Origin of the sequence: Streptomyces peucetius, from assembly GCF_025854275.1 — a bacterium.
Taxonomy (GTDB): Bacteria; Actinomycetota; Actinomycetes; order Streptomycetales; family Streptomycetaceae; genus Streptomyces; species Streptomyces peucetius_A.
On record NZ_CP107567.1, the window covers coordinates 6,357,294 to 6,378,738 of the forward strand.

Below are 21,445 nucleotides of genomic sequence, written 5' to 3' on the forward strand. Positions count from 1 at the left end.
GGATGGCTCGGGCTGTTCTCGAGCGCTACCAGGGCATGGAGCAGCCCGTCGCCGGTCTCGACGCGGTCCTGGGGGCCGTGGCCCGCAGACTCCGCGAAGCGGGCGAGACCTGGACGCCGCCCCGGGGCTGACGGACCACGGGCGGTCCGGGCCCGCCGTGGACCTCGATCTGCTGGCGCCGATGTCCCGGGCCGGCATGCCGTGGGCGGTGCCGGACCGGCACGGGAGCCTCGACGTGGTGCGGTGGCTCGCGGCCAGGGGGCCCGCCGCGGTCGAGGCGATCGCCGCCGATCCCGCGCTGCGGCCTTTCGTCACCCGCGAGCTGGTCGTGCGGGGGCACGGCCGGGACAGGCATGTGGCGGGCGCACACCCGCTGACGGTCGCGCCACGCGGCCTGGCCGCGATGCGCCGGTCCCGTCCGCTTACGGCCCTGGTGGAGGAAGGCGCCGAAGGGCTCGCCCAGCGACTGCGCGGGCCCGCCGGCGGACGCGACCGGCTCACGGCGCTGGTGGACCGGCTGTTGAATCTCGAGCCCTTCCACGCCGACGGGCTCCGGGGCCGTTCGCCGCGCCGGCGAAGGAGGCGGTGTCCGCCGACGCGGCGGTACTGCTCGCCGCGGCGCTCACCGAGGTACGCGGCGGCGCCGGCGGGGACGGCACCGTCTCGGCCGGACGGGCCCGTGAACTCCTCGACGCCGTCGGCCGGGAGGTGATCGAGGAGTGCCGGGACCGGATCGCCCGCGGCCGCGCCGGACAGCACGTGTACACGGCGACCTCCACGGCCCAGGCCCTGTCCGGGCTCGTCACGAGCATGCTGCCGGAGCTCGCCGGCGATGCCGCGGCGCGGCCGGCCGCGGGCGTCCTGCAGCAGGCGCTGGTCTGCGGGATACGGCAGGAGGAGCTCCGGAAGCACATCGCATGACGGACCCCGGCGCACGAAGTCCGGACGCGATCAGCCGTTCGAGGGGTGAGCGGCCTGCGGCACGGCCAGGATGGGGGTATGGGATTCCATGTCGACTCCGAGACCGGGCGACTGCGCCGGGTCATACTGCACCGGCCCGATCTGGAGCTGAAGCGGCTCACCCCGAGCAACAAGGACGCACTGCTCTTCGACGACGTGCTCTGGGTGCGCCGCGCCCGGCAGGAGCACGACGGATTCGCCGACGTGCTGCGCGACCGCGGGGTGGAGGTGCATCTCTTCGGTGATCTTCTGCGCGAGTCGCTGGAGATCCCCGAGGCCAGAAAGCTCGTGCTGGACCGGGTCTTCGACGAGAAGGAGTACGGGCCGCTCGCCACCGATCATCTCCGGGCCGCGTTCGACGAACTGCCGACCCCCGACCTCGTCGAGGCGCTGGTCGGCGGGATGACCAAGAGAGAGTTCCTCGCCGGCCATTCCGAGCCGACATCGGTGCGTTTCCATGTGATGGACCTTGACGACTTCCTGCTGCACCCGCTGCCCAACCATCTGTTCACCCGCGACACTTCGGCCTGGATCTACGACGGGGTCTCGATCAACCCGATGCGCTGGCCGGCCCGGCAGCGCGAGATCGTGCACTTCGAGGCGATCTACAAGCACCACCCGCTCTTCGTGGGCCCGGAGGCGGGTCCGTTCCACCACTGGTCGGAGGGGCAGGACGACTACCCCTCCACCATCGAGGGCGGCGACGTCCTGGTGATCGGCAACGGCGCGGTACTGATCGGGATGAGTGAGCGCACCACACCGCAGGCCGTGGAGATGCTGGCCCGCGGGCTCTTCGCGGCCGGATCCGCCCGCACGATCGTGGCCCTCGACATGCCGAAGCGGCGGGCCTTCATGCATCTGGACACCGTCATGACGATGGTCGACGGCGACACCTTCACCCAGTACGCGGGGCTCGGCATGCTGCGCTCCTACACCATCGAGCCGGCCGAGGGGGCGGGCGGACTGAGGGTCAGCGACCATCCGCCGGAGCGGATGCACGACGCGATCGCCGCGGGCCTCGGTCTGAAGGACGTCCGGGTGCTGACGGCCACGCAGGACGTGCATTCGGCGGAACGCGAGCAGTGGGACGACGGCTGCAACGTCCTGGCGGTCGAACCGGGTGTCGTCGTCGCCTACGAACGCAATGTGACCACCAACACCCATCTGCGCAAACAGGGCATCGAGGTGATCGAGATTCCGGGCAGTGAACTGGGCAGAGGCCGCGGCGGTCCGCGTTGCATGAGCTGTCCCGTGGAGAGGGATGCCGCGTAGGTGTCGCACAGTCGCCGTATAGCAATGCATTGGATCGTATAGAGTTCCACTGTCATCGCATCCGCCACGCAGGAGCAGCCACCATGGCGATACATCTCGAAGGCCGCCACTTCCTCAAGGAGCTCGACTTCACCGCCGAGGAGTTCCGCGGTCTGGTCGGCCTGGCCGCCGAGCTCAAGGCGGCGAAGCGCGCGGGCACCGAGGTCCAGCGACTGCGCGGCCGCAACATCGCGCTGATCTTCGAGAAGTCGTCGACCCGTACCCGCTGCTCCTTCGAGGTGGCTGCCGCCGACCAGGGTGCCTCGACGACCTATATCGACCCGTCCGGCTCCCACATCGGCAGCAAGGAGTCCGCCAGGGACACCGCCCGGGTGCTCGGCCGGATGTTCGACGCCATCGAGTTCCGCGGCGACGGCCAGGACACCGTCGAGGAGCTCGCCGCGTACGCGGGTGTGCCGGTCTACAACGGGCTGACCAACGACTGGCACCCCACCCAGATGCTCGCCGACGTGCTCACCATGACGGAGCACTGCGACAAGCCCCTGGAGCGGGTCTCCTTCGCCTACCTCGGTGACGCCCGCTTCAACATGGGCAACTCCTACCTGGTCACCGGCGCCCTGCTCGGCATGGACGTCCGTATCGTCGCGCCCATGGCGTACTGGCCGGCCGACGGGGTCGTCGCCGAGGCGCACCGGGTCGCCGCCGCGAGCGGCGCCCGGATCACGCTCACCGAGGACATCGCCGAGGGTGTGCGGGGCGCCGACTTCGTCGCCACCGATGTGTGGGTGTCGATGGGGGAGCCGAAGGAGGTCTGGGACGAGCGCATCAAGGCGCTGGCGCCCTACGCGGTGACCATGGACGTACTGCGTGCCACGGGTAACGCGGACGTCAGGTTCCTGCACTGCCTGCCCGCCTTCCACGACCTGGGCACCAAGGTCGCCCGGGAGATCCACGAGAGGTACGGGCTGGCGGAGCTGGAGGTCAGCGACGAGGTCTTCGAGTCGGAGCACTCGGTGGTCTTCGACGAGGCCGAGAACCGTATGCACACCATCAAGGCGGTCTTGGTGGCGACGCTCGCCGAGGTCACCGACGGCGGCGGCAAGGCGACCGTGTAGGCGTGCACCCCATGGGGTGATCACGCAGGTCGGTGGGTCCGCATCGGTCGCGGGCCGGTGGGTCCGCATCACCGGGGTCCGGGCTCACGTGCCCGGACCCCACTCGTGTGTCCCTGCGACCGCTGCTCGTACGACAGCGGCCGTACGACCGCTGTCCGTGCGCCCCCATCCCTGCGACGGTCTGCGTTCGCGGAGACCGTGCGGGCGGCGGCGAGCGGTCAGGGGCGGGCCTCTGCGGCCGGGAGGGTGAACCAGACCGCCTTGCCGCGTTCCGTGGGCCGATGGCCGCAGGTCTCGCTCAATGACCGGATCAGCAGCAGCCCGCGGCCGCCTTCCTGCCACGGGTCCGGCTGCGGCATCGGCGCGCCTTCCGTGAGTCCGGCGGGCGGGGCCGGGTCCCCGTCATGGACCTCGACCTGGCAGCCCGACGGCAGCAGCTCCACCACGAGCTCTATGGGGCAGCCCTCCGCGGTGTGCTCCACCGCGTTGGCCACCAGCTCGGCGGTGAGCAGCTCCGCGGTGTCGCGGTCCGCCGGCCACGGGCGGTCGCCGTCCTCCAGCGCCGCGCGGACCAGGGCGCGGGCCATGGGCACGGCCGCCGTGCTGTGCGGCAGCGTGAAGCGCGAGGCGGCGGGACCGGTGGCTGGGGGCAAGGCGGACTTCCCGTTCGGTGGCAGTTCCGGTTCTCAACCCTACGAAGCGCTGGACGCCGCACCGGGGGCGAGCGCCCGTGCGGTCCGGGACCTGTGCCAGAACCGGGACCGGACCTTTGCGGAGTCGGGACAGTCGTATAGAGCGCTCGTGACGGCAGTCATAAATGAGTGATAGCTTCGGGTGCAGAGGCAGCAGCAGACCGCCCGCGCCGAAGGAGGCCCCACTCCATGAGCCCCTTTACCGGTTCCGCCCCACGCACCGAGGACTGGCGCCATCTGCGGCTGACGAGGGACGACGGCGTCGCGACCGTCACCCTCGCCCGCCCGGACAAGCTCAACGCCCTCACCTTCGGCGCCTACGCCGACCTGCGCGACCTGCTCGCCGAGCTGACCAGGGAACGCTCGGTTCGGGCTCTGGTGCTCGCCGGTGAAGGCCGCGGATTCTGCTCCGGGGGAGACGTCGACGAGATCATCGGCGCGACCCTGTCCATGGACACCGCCCAGCTCCTCGACTTCAACCGGATGACCGGCCAGGTCGTGCGCGCGATCCGGGAGTGTCCCTTCCCGGTCATCGCGGCGGTGCACGGCGTCGCAGCGGGTGCCGGAGCGGTGCTGGCGCTGGCGGCGGACTTCCGGATCGCGGACCCGTCCGCCCGCTTCGCCTTCCTCTTCACCAAGGTTGGGCTCTCCGGCGGCGACATGGGCGCGGCCTATCTGCTGCCCCGCGTCGTCGGTCTCGGCCACGCGACACGCCTGCTCATGCTGGGCGACGCCGTCCGCGCGCCGGAGGCGGAGCGGATCGGCCTGATCAGCGAGCTGACCGACGAGGGCCGGGCGGACGCCCGGGCCGCCGAGCTGGCCCGCCGCCTCGCGGACGGCCCGGCGCTGGCCCACGCCCAGACCAAGGCGCTGCTGACGGCCGAGCTCGACATGCCGCTCGCCGCGTCGGTCGAGCTGGACGCGGCGACGCAGGCGCTGCTGATGAACGGTGAGGACTACGCGGAGTTCCACGCGGCCTTCACCGAGAAGCGCACCCCGAAGTGGCAGGGCCGCTGACATGCCCCCGGCAGCGACCCCGTCCGGCACCGTCGCTCCCGCCCGCCCCCTGCGCGTCGCCGTCATCGGCGGCGGTCCCGGTGGGCTGTACGCGGCCGCGCTGCTCAAGCGGCTCGACCCGGAACGCGAGATCACCGTCTGGGAGAGAAACGCACCCGACGACACATTCGGCTTCGGCGTCGTCCTGTCCGACGAGACCCTCGGCGGCATCGAACACGCCGACCCGGTCGTGTACCGGGCGCTCCAGGACGAATTCGTACGGTGGGACGACATCGACATCACCCACCGAGGACGGACCCTCACCTCCGGCGGACACGGCTTCGCCGCCCTCGGCCGGCGCCGGCTCCTGGAGATCCTGCACGAACGCTGCCGGTCCCTCGGCGTACGTCTCCGCTTCCGCACACCGGCGCCGCCCGCCGCCGAACTCGCAGCCGCCCACGACCTCGTCATCGCCGCCGACGGTGTCCACAGCGCCACCCGCCAGGCGCACGCCGACGTCTTCGGACCGCACGCCACCACGCACCGCTGCCGCTACATCTGGCTCGCCGCCGACTTCGCCTTCGAGTCCTTCCGCTTCGAGATCGCCGAGACCGAGCACGGCGTGATGCAGCTCCACGGCTACCCGTTCTCCCGCCCGTCACCCGACCACCACCTCTCAACGGGGCCCTTCGGGCCGCAGAACCCGTCCGGTGCCTCCACCGTCATCGTCGAGATGCGCGAGGAGGTCTGGCGTGCCGCCGGGCTCGACGCCTGTGACGAGCAGCAGTCGACCGAGCGCTGCGCCAAGGTCTTCGCCGAGGCCCTCGGCGGCCGTCCACTGCGGGGCAACTCCTCCGCCTGGACCGCCTTCCGCACCGTCGTCAACGACCGCTGGTCGCACGGCAACATCGTGCTCCTCGGCGACGCGGCGCACACCGCGCACTTTTCCATCGGCTCCGGCACCAAACTCGCCGTGGAGGACGCCCTCGCACTCGCGGCCTGCGTCGAGGAGCAGCCCGATCTGCCCAGCGCCCTCGCCGCCTACGAGAGCGAGCGCCGCCCGGTCGTCGAGTCGACCCAGCGCGCCGCCGCCGCCAGCCTGCGCTGGTTCGAGGAGCTGGCCGTCCACACGGACCAGCCGCCCCACCGGTTCGCCTTCAACCTCCTCACCCGCAGCCGCCGTGTCACCCACGACAACCTGCGGCTGCGCGACCCCGCCTTCACCGAGGCCGTGGAGCGGGAGTTCGGCTGCCCGCCGGGCACCCCGCCGATGTTCACCCCCTTCCGGCTGCGCGGGCTGACCCTGCGCAACCGGGTCGTCGTCTCACCCATGGACATGTACGTGGCCCACGACGGCATGCCCGGCGACTTCCACCTCGTCCACCTCGGCGCCCGCGCCCTCGGCGGGGCGGGGCTCGTCATGACCGAGATGGTGTGCGTCAGCCCGGAGGGCCGCATCACCCCCGGCTGCACCGGCCTCTACCGTGCCGAGCAGGCGGCCGCCTGGCGGCGCGTCACCGACTTCGTCCACCGGAGTTCGCCCGGCACCGCGATCGGCGTCCAGCTCGGCCACTCCGGCCGCAAAGGCTCCACCCGGCTCATGTGGGAAGGCATCGACCAGCCGCTCGAGGGCGGCAACTGGCCCGTGTCCGCCGCCTCCCCGCTGCCCTACCGCCCCGGCGTCAACCAGGTCCCGCAGGCGCTCGACCGCACCGGACTCACCGAGATCCGGCAGCAGTTCGCCTCCGCCGCCCGGCGTGCCGCCGACAGCGGCTTCGACCTCCTCGAACTGCACTGCGCCCACGGCTACCTCCTGTCGGGCTTCCTCTCACCGCTGACCAACCTGCGCACCGACGCCTACGGAGGCTCTCTCGAGCGGCGGCTCCGCTTCCCCCTCGAGGTCTTCGACGCGGTGCGCGACGTCTGGCCGGACGACAAGCCGATGACGGTCCGCATCTCGGCCACCGACTGGGCCGACGGCGGCACCACGGTGGAGGACGCCGTGGCCGTCGCCCGCGCCTTCGCCGCGCACGGCGCCGACGCCATCGACGTCTCCACCGGCCAGGTCGTCGCCGACGAGCGCCCCGAGTACGGCCGCTCGTACCAGACCCCGTACGCCGACCGGATCCGCAACGAGGCCCATGTGCCGGTCATCGCGGTCGGCGCCATCTCCTCCTGGGACGACGTCAACTCGATCCTGCTGGCCGGCCGCGCCGACCTCTGCGCCCTGGCCCGGCCCCACCTCTACGACCCGCACTGGACGCTCCATGCGGCGGCCGAACAGAACTACACCGGCGACGCCGCGCCCTGGCCCCTCCCGTACCGGGCCGGCAGCCGCAGACCCCCCACCGGCCGCACCGACGCCCCGAAGCCGAGGCTCACCCTCGACTGAGGCACTCGTGGCAGCGGCAGGGGTCCGGGTGCGGCCCGACGTGGTACGAGGCGCGCTGCTCGGCTGCGATGCACTCCAGCCGCTCCGCGTACTCGACGGCCTCCTCCTCGGTCCGCACCGGCCACCAGGTGACCTGGTCGTACCGCCGCAGCACAGCCGGTGTGTACACGAGCTTCGCGCGGAAGCCGTACAGATGGCGGGTGGCGGTGTCGATGGTGATCCAGCGGCCGGTGTGCCGCCCGCGCCCTATGGTGGTCAGCTGCTCGTGCCCCATGCCGACGTGGGCGGACGCGACGAACACCTTCGAACCGCCCTTGTACGCCTTCGTCCCCGGTCGCAGCTCCTGCCCCAGGGGCCCGTACCGCCGCCACAGCACGACATTGGCAGCCACGATCCACCGGGGTTCGGGCTCCGTCACGCACCCGCCTCCCCGGTCACGTACCGCGCCCCCGCGTCCCGCAGCCGCGCGTGCAGCCGTCCGAAGACCTCGGCGGAGCGCCCGCCCGGCCAGCCCTGGGGCAGCAGCTCACCGGGCAGCCCCGGGTCGGCGTACGGCAGGCGCCGCCACGAGTCCAGCGCGGGCAGGTAGTCCCGGTAGGCGTCCTCCGCGGGGGTGCCCTCCCGCGCCTCCCACGAGCGCAGCACCGGTTCGTGCAGGTCGAGGAACTCCTCGTGCTGTTTGGCGATGGCCGCCAGGTCCCACCAGCGCGAGACCGACTCCGCCGTGGGCGCGAAGCCCAGGTGCTCCCCGCGGAACAGGTCCACGTACGTGTCCAGCTGCAGCCGCCGCAGCGTGTGCTCGGTCTCCTCGCAGAGCCTGGCGGGCGCGATCCACACGCCCGGGGCGGCCGCCCCGAAGCCGAGTCTGACCAGCCGCGAGCGCAGCAGATGGCGCTTGTGCCGCTCGGCCTCCGGGACGGAGAAGACGGCGATGACCCAGCCGTCGGAGAGGTCGGCGGACGAGGGGGCGTAGATGCGCCGGTCGCCGTCGTCGAGCAGCTGGCGGGCGTCCTCGGACAGGGCGTAGCCGGCCGCGCCGTCGGCCGTGCGTTCCGGCACGAGCAGACCGCGACGTTTGAGCCGGGAGACGGAGGAGCGCACGGACGGCGCGTCGACGCCGAGGGCGCCCAGCAGCCGGATCAGCTCGGCCACGGCGAGGGGACCCGGCCGTTCGCGTCCGTACGCGCCGTACAGGGTGACGATCAGGGATCTGGGAGTGTGCTGCTCGGCCACGTGATCACTCTAGGGCTCGCAGCCGGAACCGCTGCAGCTTGCCGGTCGGCGTGCGCGGCAGGGCGTCCAGGAAGACGATCTGCCGCGGGCACTTGAACGGCGTCAGCCGCTGCTTGACGAAGTCCCGCAGCGCCTCGGCGGCCGCGTCGTCGCCCGTGGCGCCGTCGCGCAGGACGACGTACGCCACCGCGACCTGGCCCCTCAGCTCGTCGGGCCGGCCCACGACCGCGGCCTCCGCGACGTCCGGATGGTGCAGCAGCGCGTCCTCGACCTCCGGTCCGGCGATGTTGTACCCGGCGGAGATGATCATGTCGTCGGCGCGGGCGACGTAACGGAAGCGCCCGTCGGGCTCGCGGACATACGTGTCACCGGTGAGGTTCCAGCCGCCTTGCACGTACTGGGTCTGCCGGTCGTCGGCCAGATAGCGGCAGCCCACGGGACCGCGGACGGCGAGCAGCCCGGGTTCCCCGTCCGGCACCGGCAGTCCCTCGCCGTCCACCACACGCGCCTGCCATCCCGGTACCGGGACGCCGGTGGTGCCGGGTCTGATCGCCTCGTCCGCCGCGGAGATGAAGATGTGCAGCAGTTCGGTGGCGCCGATGCCGTTGATGATCCGCTGCCCGGTCCGTTCCTGCCACGCCCGCCACGTCGCGGCGGGCAGGTTCTCCCCTGCCGAGACACACCGCCGCAGCGAGGCGGTGTCGTGCCCGTCGAGCTGGTCCAGCATCACCCGGTACGCGGTCGGCGCGGTGAACAGCACCGACACCCGGTGCTCCGCGATCGCCGGCAGCAGCTGCCCCGGGCCCGCCTGCTCGAGCAGCAGGGCGCAGGCACCGGCGCGCAGGGGGAAGACGACCAGACCGCCGAGCCCGAAGGTGAATCCGAGCGGCGGGCTGCCGGCGAACACGTCGTCCGGCCCGGGCCGCAGCACATGCTCGGAGAACGTGTCGGCGATCGCCAGCACGTCCCGGTGGAAGTGCATGCACCCTTTGGGTCGGCCGGTGGTTCCCGAGGTGAAGGCGATCAGCGCGACGTCGTCGGCCGCGGTCGCCACCGCCTCGTACGGCTCCGCCGTCCGCGCGTCCGCGAGCCGCACCAGGTCGCCGGGCGCGTCCCCGCCGTACGTGGTGATGCGCAGCCCCGGCACCTCCGCCTTGACCAGGTCGTCGACCGTCCGCACGTCGCAGAGCGCGTGCGAGACGGCGGCGATCTCGCACACCGTCGCCAGCTCCTTGGCCCGGTGCTGCGCCAGCACCGTGACGGCCACGGCGCCCGCCTTCATCACGGCCAGCCAGCACGCCGCGAGATACGGCGTCGTCGGCCCACGCAGCAGCACCCGGTTGCCCGGGACGACGCCGAGCTCCGCGGTGAGCACCTGCGCGATCCGGTCGACCCGTTCGCGCAGCTCTCCGTACGACCAGACCTCGCCATCGGCGGTGCGGAAGACGGGGCGGTCGGCGCCGAAGCGCTCGATCGTGCGGTCCAGCAGCTCCGTGCCGCAGTTGAGGCGCTGCGGGTACCGCAGCGAAGGCAGGTCGAAGAGAAGTTCCGGCCACTGTTCCGCGGGCGGCAGGCGGTCGCGCGCGAAGGTGTCGATGTGGGCCGAGGGTGTCAGCTCCATGGTTCGCCCCCTGTCGGGTCGGCGTCGCCAGACGAGCGTATCGTGATGGTGACGACAGTCAACAGTTCGCGATACCGTGCTTCACGAGTCACCCGGAAGAGGAACCGGCCCAGTCACCCGGCCGCCGTCAGACCGACTTCAGTGGGGGCACGAATGCCCGTATTCTCGCTCGATCCGGTACAGACCGCCTGGTGTGCCGAACTGCGCACCCTGGCAGAGCAGCGGCTGCGCCCCCTCGCGGAGAAGGGCGAGGACGGCCGTGTCAACCGCCCCTTGGTCGCAGCCCTCGGCGAACTGGGTCTGCTGAACCGCCTGTTCACCGCCGGGGCGCTCGAACTGTGCCTGCTCCGTGAGTCACTGGCCCACGGCTGCACCGAGGCCGAGACCGCGCTGGCCCTCCAGGGACTCGGCACCTCGCCGCTGGTCCAGGCGGGTACCGAGGCGCAGCGCGGACGCTGGCTCCCCGACGTCGTCGCGGGGCGTGCCGTCGCCGCCTTCGCCCTCAGCGAGCCCGGCGCGGGCTCCGACGCCGCCGCCCTCACCCTGAAAGCCGTGCCGGACGGCCGGGGCTGGCGGCTCAGCGGCGAGAAACGGTGGATCTCCAACGCCCCCGAGGCCGACTTCTACACCGTCTTCGCCCGGACGACCGAAGGCGCCGGAGCCCGCGGGATCACCGCCTTCCTCGTCCCCGGCGACCGCCCGGGCCTGACCGGCGCCGCGCTGGAGATGCTCTCGCCGCACCCGATCGGCGCGCTCACCTTCGACGACGTCCCGGTCGGCGCCGACGACGTGCTCGGTGAGCCCGACCGCGGCTTCCGCGTCGCCATGAACACCCTCAACCGCTTCCGGCCCAGTGTCGGCGCCTTCGCCGTCGGCATGGCGCAGGCGGCCCTGGACGCGACCATCAGCCACACATCGGGCCGGCGGGCCTTCGGCGGCGCGCTCGGCGACCTGCAGTCGGTCGCCCATCGCGTCGCGGAGATGGCCACCCGCACGGAAGCCGCCCGGCTGCTCGTGTACGCAGCCGCAGCCGCGTACGACGCCGGCGCCGCCGACGTGCCGAAGCGCTCCGCGATGGCCAAGATGCTCGCCACGGAGACCGCCCAGTACGTCGTCGACTCGGCCGTACAACTGCACGGGGCCAGGGCCCTCCAGCGCGGCCACCTCCTCGAACACCTCTACCGCGAGGTCCGGGCGCCCCGGATCTACGAGGGCGCCACCGAGGTCCAGCGCACGATCATCGCGAAGGAGCTCTACGCCGAGGAACACCCCGCAGAGGAAAGGTCCCGATGACGCTGTCCCGTCACAACCCGGCCGAACTGTCCCCGCCCGCCGGCTTCTCCCACGCCGTCACCGCCACCGGCTCGCGGCTGGTCTTCCTCGCGGGCCAGACCGCCCTCGACACCGACGGCAAGGTCGTCGGCGGGACGCTCCCCGAGCAGTTCGAGACCGCCCTGACCAACCTCCTCACCGCCCTCGCCTCGGCCGGCGGCACCCCTCACGACCTGGCGCGCGTCACCGTCTACGCGACCGACGTCGCCGACTACCGCGCCCACGCCGCCGAACTGGGCCGGATCTGGCGCCGGTCGGCCGGCCGCGACTACCCGGCGATGGCGGTCATCGGGGTCGTACGGCTCTGGGACGAGCAGTGCCTCGTCGAGGTGGACGGGGTGGCGGTCATGCCCTGAGGCGGCCCGCCCCCCGGCTTGATCGACTGGTGACGCTTCACCCGGAAGGCTTAACGTCGAACGGTGGACGGCCTCGTCCACCGCCTCGTCGAGGGTCCCGCACGGGGCGTCCCTTCCCGAGGCACGATGCGCCATGACGTCTCCGCAGCCGTCTCCCGCAGTGCACACCTCCGCCCCCGGCAGGGGCGGCGGGAACGGAATGGCCCTCTTCGTCATCGCCTCGTGCCAGCTGATGGTGGTCCTCGACATCACCATCGTGAACATCGCGCTGCCGCACATCCAGCGCTCGCTGGAGTTCTCCACCACCAGCCTGTCCTGGGTGGTCAACGCCTACACGCTCACGTTCGGCGGCCTGCTGCTGCTCGGCGGGAGGGCCGGCGACATCCTCGGCAGGCGGCGTGTCTTCATGTTCGGCGTGCTGCTCTTCGTGCTGGCGTCCCTGCTCGGCGGGCTCGCCCAGAGCTCCGGCCAGCTGCTGGCCGCGCGGGCCCTGCAGGGGGTCGGCGGCGCGATCGCCTCGCCGACCTCCCTGGCGCTGATCACCACCACGTTCACCGAGGGCCCCGCACGCAACCGTGCCTTCGGTGTCTTCGCTGCTGTCTCCGCGGGAGGTGGCGCGATCGGGCTGCTGGCCGGCGGCATGCTCGTCGAATGGCTCGACTGGCGCTGGGTGCTGTTCGTCAACGTGCCGATCGGCCTGCTCATCGCCTTCGCCGCACCCCGCTGGATCAGGGAGTCGGGGCGCCACCCCGGCCACTTCGACCTCTCCGGCGCGCTGCTCTCCACCCTCGGCATGGTCTCGCTCGTCTACGGGTTCATCCGCGCCGCCCAGCACGGCTGGCGCGACGCGTACACCCTGGCCTCGTTCAGTGCGGCGCTGGTGCTGCTCACGGCCTTCCTCATGGTGGAGCGGCGCTCGAAGCAGCCGATCACGCCGCTGCACATGTTCGCCGACCGCAACCGTGCGGGCACCTACGGCATGATGCTGGGGCTCGCCGCCGCCATGTTCGGCATGTTCTTCTTCCTTACCCTCTTCGTCCAGAACGTGCTGGGCTTCGGCCCTCTGCGGGCGGGGCTGGCCTTCCTCCCGGTGAGCGCGGTCATCGCCGTCGGCGCCGGCCTGGCGTCCCAGCTGCTGCCGAAGTACGGCCCGAAGCCGTTCATGGTGACGGGTGCCGCCCTGGCCGCCGCCGGGCTGGCGTGGCTCACCCTCACCGACATCCACTCCACCTACGCCGGCAGCATCCTCGGCCCGATGCTGGTCTTCAGTCTCGGAATGGGCATGCAGTTCGTGTCCCTGACGCTGATGGCGCTGTCCGGGGTGCCGACGCACGAGTCGGGCGCGGCCTCCGGACTGCTGAACGCCACCCAGCAGGTCGGCGGTTCCCTGGGATTGTCGATACTGGTCACGGTCTTCGGCACCGTCAGCGGCAACGAGGCGAAGGACCAGATCCCCCGCTTCATGGCGGAGGCCACTCCGGCGGAGCGGCTCGCGTTCCGGCGCACCGGTGAACTGCCGCCGCCCTGGGGCGACCAGGTGCTCACGTCCGGTGTCTCGGCCGCCTTCGTCATGGCCGCGGTCTTCGCCGTGCTGGCCGCCCTGATCGCGGTGCTGGCCATCCAGGTCCGTCCGGCCGACCTGGAGCGACTCAAGGGCGGTGTCGGTCCCGGTGCCTGACCACCGCGACGCCGGCTCGGACCTGGGAACGTGGCGCGGGCAGGGAGAAGGCCCCGGCGCTCCCTCGCCGGGGCCTTCGTGACGAGCGGTGACGGTCAGTCGGCGGGGCTCGGTCCGGGGCCACGACGACGGCCTCGGGCGCCCCGTGTGCCTGCCGTGGCGGCCATGGCCAGGCCGCAGAGCAACGCGACCGCACCGACGATGACGTTGTTGACGACGCTGCGTGTCGTGTCCATCGCACCGGCGACGACCCAGGGGGAGATGATCGTCCACGCGCCGATCGCGCATGCCGTCCATGCCATGGCATGGGTGCGCTCGTATGCCGAGCTGAAGCCGCCCATGCACAGGGCGAAGGCGATTCCGGTGATCAGATTGGCCACGGCCAGGTTGGTCAGCCCGCTGAAGCCGGCGATCCATGGCGAGGCCGCCAGGTAGAGGCCCGTGATGAGAGCCAGTGTCTCAACGGCCTGGGCGCGCGGCGTGCTGGTGGCCCGCTCGAAGCGGGAACGCATCTCGGCCAGGTCCGGGTGTTGCTCGATGTCTGCGTGAGTGGTCATGATGGGCCGCCTCCTGCTTGCAGCCTTATGTGTCCTTTATGCCATGGAACGCCCTTTTGGGTGGTCTGGTCAAATGGGTAATTTCCCTTTCCGCGGCCGTGTGTCGGCGGCGGACCGGACGCGGCCTTGCGGCGGGGTCGGGTGGCGGGGTGGCACGATGGCCTGTACGGCCGGATGTGACGGCCGTCACCTGCTCCCTGGGGGACCGATGAACATCTGGCTCACGTCCCGGCTCGTCGCCGTGGCCGCCACGACCGCTCTCGTACTCACCGGCTGCACCGGCTCCGGCGGCTCCACGAACGCGTCCGCGTCACCGTCCGGCGGACCGAGGGCGTCCGCGCAGCCGTCGGGCGGCCCCAAGTCCGACGCACCCACCACCCCGTCCACCGGCGCGACGCCGACCGCGTCCGCGTCAGGCCGCGGCGAGCCGATGCCGGGCTTCCCCGGCCTCCAGCCGCTGTGGCCGTTCTCCACGCTCGGCCAGGCCGAGAAGTGGGAGAGCCAGTTCCGCGCCGGCGGCCATCAGCCCTGGCATCTCGACGCGGAACAGACCGCTCTGTCGTTCACCCGGAACTACCTGGGCTTCGAGGGCCTCGACCGGGTCACCTCACGGGCCGTCGACGGACGTGAGGCGCGTATCGGCGTCGGACTGAGCGGGACCGAGTCCACCGGCACCGCGGCGGTCGTCCACCTCGTGCGCTACGGCACCGGACCGGACGCCCCCTGGGAGGTGGTGGGCACCGACGACACGACGTTCACCCTGACCGCGCCCGCCTACGGATCGGTCGTACGCTCCCCGGTCACGGTCGGCGGGCGGATGACCGGTGTCGACGAGAGCGTCCGCGTGGAGGTGCGGCAGCCGTCGGCGGAGAGGCCGTTGGGCACCTCATGCTGCACTTCGGCGGGCGGCAAGGAACAGCCCTGGCAGTCGTCCGTCTCGTTCACCGGCGCCGTCGACCCCGTGCTGACGATCGTCGCGTCCACCGGCGGCCACGTGGCCGAGGTCGAACGGTTCGCGGTCACGGCGGTACGCAGCGGCTGACCGCCTCGCGGACGTCACCCGCCAGGAGGTCGAACAGTCCACGTGCGGCCCGTGCGAGAAGGGCATGAGCCAGGCGAACGCCCCTGACGGAGGCAGTGTCGTCCATGTCGACGTCCACGAGCGGCAGGCGCGCGCCGTCCTGACGGGCGACACCCTGTTCCTCTCGCGTTTCCCGGACGGCTGGAAGGTCATGGCGGCGGGCTGCACACCGCAGCAGGACCGGCCCTACCAGTGCGAGATCAAAGGTGGGTGACGGGTCGTGAAAGGTCTGTTCATCATGACACTGCTCGTCATCCTCTTCGGCATCGCGTACTTCTCGGCACTGGGGCTGATGCAGCGATGAGCTCCCGTACCGCCACGGCATCAGGAAGGACCGGCAGGCTCGGGCGCTTCCTGCGCGACAACGGGCTGGGACTGGCCTTCATCACCGCCTTCCTGGTCGTGCTCGTCGCCCAGGCCTTCGCCGGACACGCCGCGTACAACAACCGACTCCTCACCGACGGAATGGCCCGGGCCGGCCTCGGGGACTACATCACCTCGTCGGACTTCGGCGTCGACGTGATGGAGAACTGGCAGTCCGAATACCTCCAGTTCTTCCTCTACATCTTCGCCACCGTGTGGCTCGTGCAGCGCGGCTCCCCGGAATCGAAGGAACTCCACAAGGCCGGAAGGGAGTCCGACGAGGACCAGATGGTCGGCGAGCGCGCCCGGGACGACTCACCCGGCTGGGCGGCGTCCCGCGGCTGGCGGCAGGGCGCCTACGCCCGCTCCCTCGGCATGGTCATGGGCCTGATCTTCCTGCTGTCCTGGCTCGCCCAGTCCATCACCGGCACCGCCGCCCACAACGAACGCCGGCTCAGGCGGCTCCAGGCGCCCACCAGCTGGTCCGAGTACGTGTTCTCCGCGGACTTCTGGAGCCGGACCCTGCAGAACTGGCAGTCCGAGCTGCTCGCCATCGGCTCCATGGCGATCCTCTCCATCTACCTGCGCCAGCGCGGCTCACCGGAATTCAAACCCGTCGGTTCGGGCCACGCCGAAACCGGCGTCGAGGGCTGACCGTCCACCGGTGACCGCCGTCGCCGGCGCGTCCGTCGCCACGAGCGCGGCGGAACGACGGCGGCCTCGGCGGGCCCGAACTGCTCCTCGTCGTCCTCGATCTCGAACCAGACTCCGGGGAAGTCACCGTCTTGCGGATCCGGCACGACCCGTCCTTTCCCGACTCACGTCGTTATGCGGGCGTTCCTACTCGCTCATGCCCGTGGCTCAGCTTCGGCCTCACCACCATGAGGTGAGTTTCTCCCCGATGCCCTCACCGGCGAAGGCGCCGGCGATGCCGCCCGCGATACCGCCGACGATGCCGCCGACCTCCCCGGCGCCGGAGCGGTGATCCCCTGTGCGCGTCGCCCAAAGCCCCGCCCCGCCCCGCCCCGGTGCCGCTGCCGGTGCGGCCGGGCCGGGGCACCGGCCGGTGGGCCCCGAGGTGGACAGGAGGCGACGCCGGCCCGCGAGGGGCGGAGGCACCCCTGATCAGTAGGCACCTCGGTGTGGTCGATTCCGGGCACTTTCGGCGCCTGCCATTGCCGCAGTCGATCAGATTGCGGGGCCATGTCGTCAAAGAGCGCCGCTGCTTTCAGCAAGGTCACATGGCCAACCCGATCTGACTATGCTCCCCTCCGATGTGTCGCGCTGCGCTCACAGTGCGTGATCAACGCTGTGTGCCTGCGGACGGAGCCCGACCGCGACGAGGCGTGACTGTCGATGCGATCTCGAAGCGAACCGTCGGGGGCATTCCACCGGAAACGTGTGTTCAGCCGTGTGAAGCCCGCCCGGTCCTGCCGGCGCACCGCATCACCTCAGCCCACTCATTCCGACTGTTTAGGGAACCCCTCGATGGTTCGTGCAGGTTCAACTTCCAGGGCCCGGCCACGCGCAGTGGCTCTGGTATGGCTCATACCCCCTGGTGCTCTGGCTGGGGCTTTTGCCATGGCGCTGATCTTCGTCCCTGCGCAGACACGGACAACCGTCGCCTGGTGCGGTCTTGCCGCGGTCGTCCTGACGGTCCTCACCTCGGCCGGGACGGCGCGCCGGACGCGCGCGGTGGACGCGGCCCGCTACGAGCAGGCGAGTACCGAGGCGCAGGCGTACTTCGCGCAACGCGAGGCCGCACTGATCGGGCGCCTGTCCGATCAGCGGGCCACCACCGTGTGGCTGGCCGAGGAGCTTCTCCCCGCGGCAGTCGCCCGGCTGCAGAAGGGCGACCCGGCCTCGGAGATCATGCAGTCCGTCAGGTTCGGGGAACACCTCGACAGCGAGTTCAGGGAAGCGCTCCGGGCAGCTCTGCGGACACTCCTGGAAGCCGTGGAGGCCGAGGAGCACACACGGGACTCCTCCCAGCGAGCACTGGTGGCCATCGCGCGCCGGGTCCAGGCGATCGTGCATCAACTCGCCAAGGACCTCCGGTCCATGCAGATCCTCCACGGTACGGATGTCGTGGTCTCCCACGGCCTGCAGGACATCGACCACCGCAATGCCCTGATCGGCCGCCTCGCCGCCAGCATCGCGGTACTGGGTGACGCGCGGCCGGGGCGCCAGTGGTCGAAGGCGATCCCGCTCTACGACGTCCTGCGTGGGGCCATGTCACGGATCGTGGACTACCCCCGCGTGAAACTGCAGTCGGTGACAGAGGTGGCCGTGATCGGCCCGGGGGCCGAACCGCTGATCCACCTGCTCGCCGAACTGCTCGACAACGCCACGACCTTCTCGCCGCCGGACACCCCCGTCGACGTGACCGCGAGCGAGGTGCCCTCCGGCATCGCGATCGAGATCGAGGACCGAGGGGTCGGACTCACCGAGGAAGTCCGGCAGCGCGTCGACCGCGTCATGGCCCAGTCGTCGTCCGGCATCCAACTGGCCGGCCTGGGCGAGGTGACACAACTCGGCCTGGCCGTCGTCAGCAGGCTGGCCCGCGAGCACGGCCTCGACGTCGACCTGCGCACCTCCGCCTACGGAGGCGTTCGGGCCGTCGTGCTCGTTCCGAGGAGCCTGATCACCACGGTGCAGCAGCCTGCCGCGAACGCCGCCCTACCGCCCGCGCGGAAGCACACGGACGGACCGATCGTGCCGAGACAGACGCCACCGGGCCCTGACGCATCGGATGCCGTCGAGGTCAGGGCGACCGTCAACGGGCTCCCGCAACGGCGACGCGAGTCACCCGTCCCGAAACCGGTCGTCCGCACCACCCCCCATCCCCCCGCTGCTCCGGCCGCCTCCCCGGGAAACAACGGAATGCCCCGGCAACCGGGCCTGATGTGGGAGGCGTTCAACGGCGACAAGAGATCGAGCGCCGAACCTTCCACTGAAAACAGCGAGTCATCAGATGAGGGTGAGTAACATGCAGCCACTGCCCAACATTGACTGGATGCTCAAGGAGCTCACGGCCAGCGTCCCGTACGTGCGGCACGTGGTCGTCCTGTCGTCCGACGGTCTGTGCATCGGTCAGGCGGACACGGAGCCCGACACCGCTGATGGGATCGCCGCCGCCTGCTCGGGCATCCAGAGCCTGGCGAAGGCCATCGCCCAGAAGTTCCCGCACGGGGACGGCTCGACGCGGATGGTCGGGATCGAGGTCGACGGCGGGTACTTCTCCCTGATGGCGGCCGGACCCGGCGCCTATCTCGCGGTGCTGGCCGACGAGGAAGTGGACGCCGGGCTGCTCGGCGACCGGATGCGGACGCTCGTCGTCCGGATCGGCCAGCACATGACCAGCCCGCCCCGCGATGACGTCGGGCGGGCGATGTGACGTCAGAGAACCAGGACACATGGGACGAAGGCAGTCCCGTGCCGCTCTTCGTCATCACCGGTGGCCCGGGTTCCTCGGCCGAGGCCTTCAACCTCGTCACCCTCATCGCAGCGAGGTCCACACCGGAACCCGGTATGCAGCCCGAACAGGCGGCGATCGTCTCCATGTGCCGATACCCGCTGTCGGTGGCCGAGATCTCGGCGTATCTCAGTCTTCCGTTCAGCGTCGTCACGGTGCTGCTCTCCAAACTCGTCGACGACGGCCGGGTCGAGGCCACCGCTCCCGTGCCCGTCGCGTCATACCCCGAACTCGGCCTTCTGGAGGCGGTGATCCATGGACTACGTAAGCTCTGACGCACCCACTGCCGGCCCGCGCGGCACCGACGTGCTGCTGCCCCACGGCGCCAGGGGAGTCAAGGTCGTGATCGTCGGCGGCTTCGGGGTCGGCAAGACGACCATGGTCGGATCGGTGAGCGAGATCCCGCCCCTGACCACCGAAGAGACCATGACCCAGGCGGGCGTCGGGATCGACCACAATCCCGGAGCCGAAGGCAAGAGCACCACGACCGTCGCCATGGACTTCGGCCGGATCAGCATCAACCGGGAACTGATCCTCTATCTCTTCGGGACCCCGGGGCAGGAGCGCTTCTGGTTCCTGTGGAACGGCATCTTCGAGGGCGCGTTCGGCGCCGTCGTCCTTGTCGACACACGCAGGATCGATGTCTGCTTCGAGGTCATCACCCGGCTCGAGGACCGCCGGGTCCCCTTCATCGTGGCCGTCAACACCTTCCCGGAGGCCCCGCAGCACCCCATATCAGCCCTGCGCACCGCTCTGGCCCTCAACGAGTCCGTGCCCATCGTCACCTGTGACGCACGTGATCGGTCGTCCTGCCGCGACGCCCTGCTCTCGCTGATGGTCTATCTGCGCACCCTCGCCGCCGCTCAGGAGTCCGCATGACCGTCCCACCGGCTGAACACACCACCCCGCAGGGCGGGCCCACCCCGCCCCCGGGCTGCCCGGCCCACACCACCGCAGGAGCCGGCGGAGTGACCCGGCTCCACGGCGCCGCCGCCGAAACCGACCCCATGGGCCTGTACGAGAAGCTGCGCGCCGCCCACGGTCCGGTGGCGCCCGTCCTGCTCGACGGCGACGTACGGGCCTGGCTCGTCCTGGGGTATCTCGAGAACCGCGACGTGGCCAGCCGCTCCACCCAGTTCTCACGCGACCCCCGCACCTGGCACGGCTGGACGAGCGGAGAGATCGACCCCACCACCTCACCGCTGATGCCGATGATCGGCTGGCGTCCCGACTGCGTCTGTGCCGACGGCGAAGAACACCAGCGCCTGCGCGGCGCGGTCACGGCCGGCCTCGATCAGTTCGACCAACGCGGAATCCGCCGCCACATCACCCGCTTCGCGCACCAGCTGATCGACGGATTCTGTGAAAGCGGCGAGGTGGAACTGGTCGGTCAGTTCACCGAACACCTGCCCATGCTCGTACTCACCCACCTGCTCGGAATGCCGGACGAGTCCGGTCCCAAGCTCGTGCATGCCGCCCGCGACCTCTTCAAGGGCACCGAGACGTCGCTCGCCAGCAACGCCTATGTGCTGGAGACGCTCGAGCAACTCGTCGTCACCAAGCGCACCCGCCCCGGGCAGGACATCGCATCCGTACTGATGTCCCATCCCGCCGGCCTGACGGACGAGGAGGTGCAGCACCACCTGCGTCTCATCCTGCTCGCCGGCTATGAGACAACCGCCAACCTCATGTCCAACGTCCTGCGGATGGTGGTCACCGACCCGCGGTTCCGCGGGTCCCTGGCCGGCGGTCAGATGACCCTGCCCGAAGCGGTGGAACAGGTGCTCTGGGACGAGCCGCCGCTGATGGTGTGCCCAGGACGCTGGGCCAAGGGCGACACGTCCCTCGGCGGACAGCAGATCAAGGCGGGGGACATGCTGCTGCTGGGCCTGGCCGCAGGCAACGTCGACCAGGCGGTCCGCCCCGATCTCTCCACCCCCGTGCACCACAACCGCGCGCACCTGTCCTTCAGCGCCGGCACACACGAGTGCCCCGGCCAGGACATCGGTCGTGTCATCGCCGACACCGGCATCGACATTCTGCTCACCCGGCTCCCCGACATCGCCCTGGCCGTCCCGGAGTCCGAGCTCACCTGGCGCTCCTCCACCTGGGCCCGGCATCTGACAGCGCTGCCGGTGAGCTTCGCGCCCCGTGCTCCCAGGGCCCATGACGTCCCGGCATCGCTGCCGGCCCCGCCGTCGCCGACCGGCGGGTTGCCCGCGGTACCCCCGCGGCCGGTGGCCGGCCCCCTGCCGGAGCGCGCACCAGAACCCCGCGGTTCGTGGTGGGTGCGGCTGCGACGCCTCCTGCGGAGACGGTAGA

Annotated in this window: 22 protein-coding genes; 17 read left to right on the forward strand and 5 right to left on the reverse strand. The window is 71.1% G+C overall.

Translation table 11 applies throughout. The annotated features are described in order from the left end of the window. The first annotated feature begins 2 nt into the window (after positions 1-2). From OGH68_RS28855 to argF, 4 genes are all read left to right on the forward strand, one after another. A complete protein-coding gene (locus OGH68_RS28855) occupies positions 3-131 on the forward strand; it encodes a hypothetical protein (RefSeq protein WP_264247946.1) in 129 nt (42 codons plus the stop codon). A 454-nt stretch (positions 132-585) separates the two neighbouring features. Next, entirely contained in the window at positions 586-921 is a 336-nt protein-coding gene (locus OGH68_RS28860; RefSeq protein ID WP_264247948.1) for a hypothetical protein, read from the forward strand. A gap of 78 nt (positions 922-999) precedes the next feature. Beyond that, on the forward strand, positions 1,000-2,232 hold the full coding sequence (locus OGH68_RS28865; RefSeq protein ID WP_264247949.1) for an arginine deiminase: 1,233 nt from the start codon (positions 1,000-1,002) through the stop codon (positions 2,230-2,232). An 83-nt stretch (positions 2,233-2,315) separates the two neighbouring features. Then, complete coding sequence (gene argF, locus OGH68_RS28870; protein WP_264247951.1) at positions 2,316-3,347, forward strand: ornithine carbamoyltransferase; 1,032 nt, start codon at positions 2,316-2,318, stop codon at positions 3,345-3,347. A 218-nt stretch (positions 3,348-3,565) separates the two neighbouring features. Here the strand turns inward: argF and OGH68_RS28875 are convergent, their stop codons facing one another. Further along, a complete protein-coding gene (locus OGH68_RS28875) occupies positions 3,566-4,000 on the reverse strand; it encodes an ATP-binding protein (RefSeq protein ID WP_264247952.1) in 435 nt (144 codons plus the stop codon). 228 nt (positions 4,001-4,228) lie between these two features. On the opposite strand from OGH68_RS28875, the gene OGH68_RS28880 reads away from it, so the two are divergent. Both OGH68_RS28880 and OGH68_RS28885 read left to right on the forward strand, forming a co-directional pair. Next, entirely contained in the window at positions 4,229-5,056 is an 828-nt protein-coding gene (locus tag OGH68_RS28880) for an enoyl-CoA hydratase family protein (protein WP_264247953.1), read from the forward strand. A 1-nt stretch (position 5,057) separates the two neighbouring features. Beyond that, positions 5,058-7,427, forward strand: a complete 2,370-nt coding sequence (locus OGH68_RS28885; RefSeq protein WP_264247954.1) for a bifunctional salicylyl-CoA 5-hydroxylase/oxidoreductase — start codon at positions 5,058-5,060, stop codon at positions 7,425-7,427. On the opposite strand, the gene OGH68_RS28890 is transcribed toward OGH68_RS28885, so the two are convergent. The 3 genes from OGH68_RS28890 to OGH68_RS28900 are packed head-to-tail and all read right to left on the reverse strand — an operon-like array spanning position 7,414 to position 10,281. Next, positions 7,414-7,845, reverse strand: coding sequence for a hypothetical protein (locus OGH68_RS28890; protein ID WP_264247955.1), 432 nt, complete (start codon positions 7,843-7,845; stop codon positions 7,414-7,416). The two genes, OGH68_RS28885 and OGH68_RS28890, sit on opposite strands and share 14 nt — an antisense overlap. Next, a complete protein-coding gene (locus OGH68_RS28895) occupies positions 7,842-8,660 on the reverse strand; it encodes a PaaX family transcriptional regulator C-terminal domain-containing protein (protein WP_264247957.1) in 819 nt (272 codons plus the stop codon). The genes OGH68_RS28890 and OGH68_RS28895 overlap by 4 nt, the downstream gene beginning before the upstream one ends. Positions 8,661-8,664: 4 nt before the next feature. Continuing rightward, positions 8,665-10,281: an AMP-binding protein gene (locus OGH68_RS28900; RefSeq protein ID WP_264247959.1), complete on the reverse strand. Its 1,617-nt coding sequence runs from the start codon at positions 10,279-10,281 to the stop codon at positions 8,665-8,667. A gap of 153 nt (positions 10,282-10,434) precedes the next feature. Here OGH68_RS28900 and OGH68_RS28905 point away from each other — a divergent pair, with 153 nt between their 5' ends. From OGH68_RS28905 to OGH68_RS28915, 3 genes are all read left to right on the forward strand, one after another. Continuing rightward, positions 10,435-11,574, forward strand: a complete 1,140-nt coding sequence (locus OGH68_RS28905; protein WP_264247960.1) for an acyl-CoA dehydrogenase family protein — start codon at positions 10,435-10,437, stop codon at positions 11,572-11,574. Beyond that, positions 11,571-11,969, forward strand: a complete 399-nt coding sequence (locus tag OGH68_RS28910) for a RidA family protein (protein WP_264247962.1) — start codon at positions 11,571-11,573, stop codon at positions 11,967-11,969. The genes OGH68_RS28905 and OGH68_RS28910 overlap by 4 nt, the downstream gene beginning before the upstream one ends. Before the next feature lie 199 nt (positions 11,970-12,168). Beyond that, positions 12,169-13,647 carry an MFS transporter gene (locus OGH68_RS28915; RefSeq protein WP_264250337.1) on the forward strand — a complete coding sequence of 493 codons (1,479 nt, stop codon included), beginning with the start codon at positions 12,169-12,171 and terminating at the stop codon, positions 13,645-13,647. A gap of 95 nt (positions 13,648-13,742) precedes the next feature. On the opposite strand, the gene OGH68_RS28920 is transcribed toward OGH68_RS28915, so the two are convergent. After that, positions 13,743-14,204, reverse strand: coding sequence for an SPW repeat protein (locus tag OGH68_RS28920; RefSeq protein WP_264247963.1), 462 nt, complete (start codon positions 14,202-14,204; stop codon positions 13,743-13,745). A gap of 208 nt (positions 14,205-14,412) precedes the next feature. On the opposite strand from OGH68_RS28920, the gene OGH68_RS28925 reads away from it, so the two are divergent. From OGH68_RS28925 to OGH68_RS28960, 8 genes are all read left to right on the forward strand, one after another. Further along, positions 14,413-15,246 carry a Gmad2 immunoglobulin-like domain-containing protein gene (locus OGH68_RS28925; protein WP_264247965.1) on the forward strand — a complete coding sequence of 278 codons (834 nt, stop codon included), beginning with the start codon at positions 14,413-14,415 and terminating at the stop codon, positions 15,244-15,246. Between the two features lie 64 nt (positions 15,247-15,310). Next, positions 15,311-15,499, forward strand: a complete 189-nt coding sequence (locus tag OGH68_RS28930) for a hypothetical protein (protein ID WP_264247967.1) — start codon at positions 15,311-15,313, stop codon at positions 15,497-15,499. Positions 15,500-15,585: 86 nt separating this feature from the next. Next, positions 15,586-16,302, forward strand: coding sequence for a DUF6766 family protein (locus OGH68_RS28935; protein WP_264247968.1), 717 nt, complete (start codon positions 15,586-15,588; stop codon positions 16,300-16,302). 927 nt (positions 16,303-17,229) lie between these two features. Next, positions 17,230-18,636, forward strand: coding sequence for an ATP-binding protein (locus OGH68_RS28940; protein ID WP_264247970.1), 1,407 nt, complete (start codon positions 17,230-17,232; stop codon positions 18,634-18,636). 1 nt (position 18,637) lies between these two features. Further along, complete coding sequence (locus OGH68_RS28945; protein ID WP_264247971.1) at positions 18,638-19,045, forward strand: roadblock/LC7 domain-containing protein; 408 nt, start codon at positions 18,638-18,640, stop codon at positions 19,043-19,045. Further along, complete coding sequence (locus OGH68_RS28950) at positions 19,042-19,398, forward strand: DUF742 domain-containing protein (protein WP_264247973.1); 357 nt, start codon at positions 19,042-19,044, stop codon at positions 19,396-19,398. The genes OGH68_RS28945 and OGH68_RS28950 overlap by 4 nt, the downstream gene beginning before the upstream one ends. Continuing rightward, the gene (locus OGH68_RS28955) at positions 19,379-20,002 is read left to right on the forward strand and encodes a GTP-binding protein (protein WP_264247974.1); all 624 of its coding nucleotides are present in this window, start codon (positions 19,379-19,381) and stop codon (positions 20,000-20,002) included. The genes OGH68_RS28950 and OGH68_RS28955 overlap by 20 nt, the downstream gene beginning before the upstream one ends. Next, positions 19,999-21,444 (forward strand): cytochrome P450, encoded by a 1,446-nt coding sequence (locus tag OGH68_RS28960; RefSeq protein WP_264247977.1) that lies wholly within the window; start codon positions 19,999-20,001, stop codon positions 21,442-21,444. Before OGH68_RS28955 ends, OGH68_RS28960 begins: the two co-directional genes overlap by 4 nt. Position 21,445: the final 1 nt, after the last annotated feature.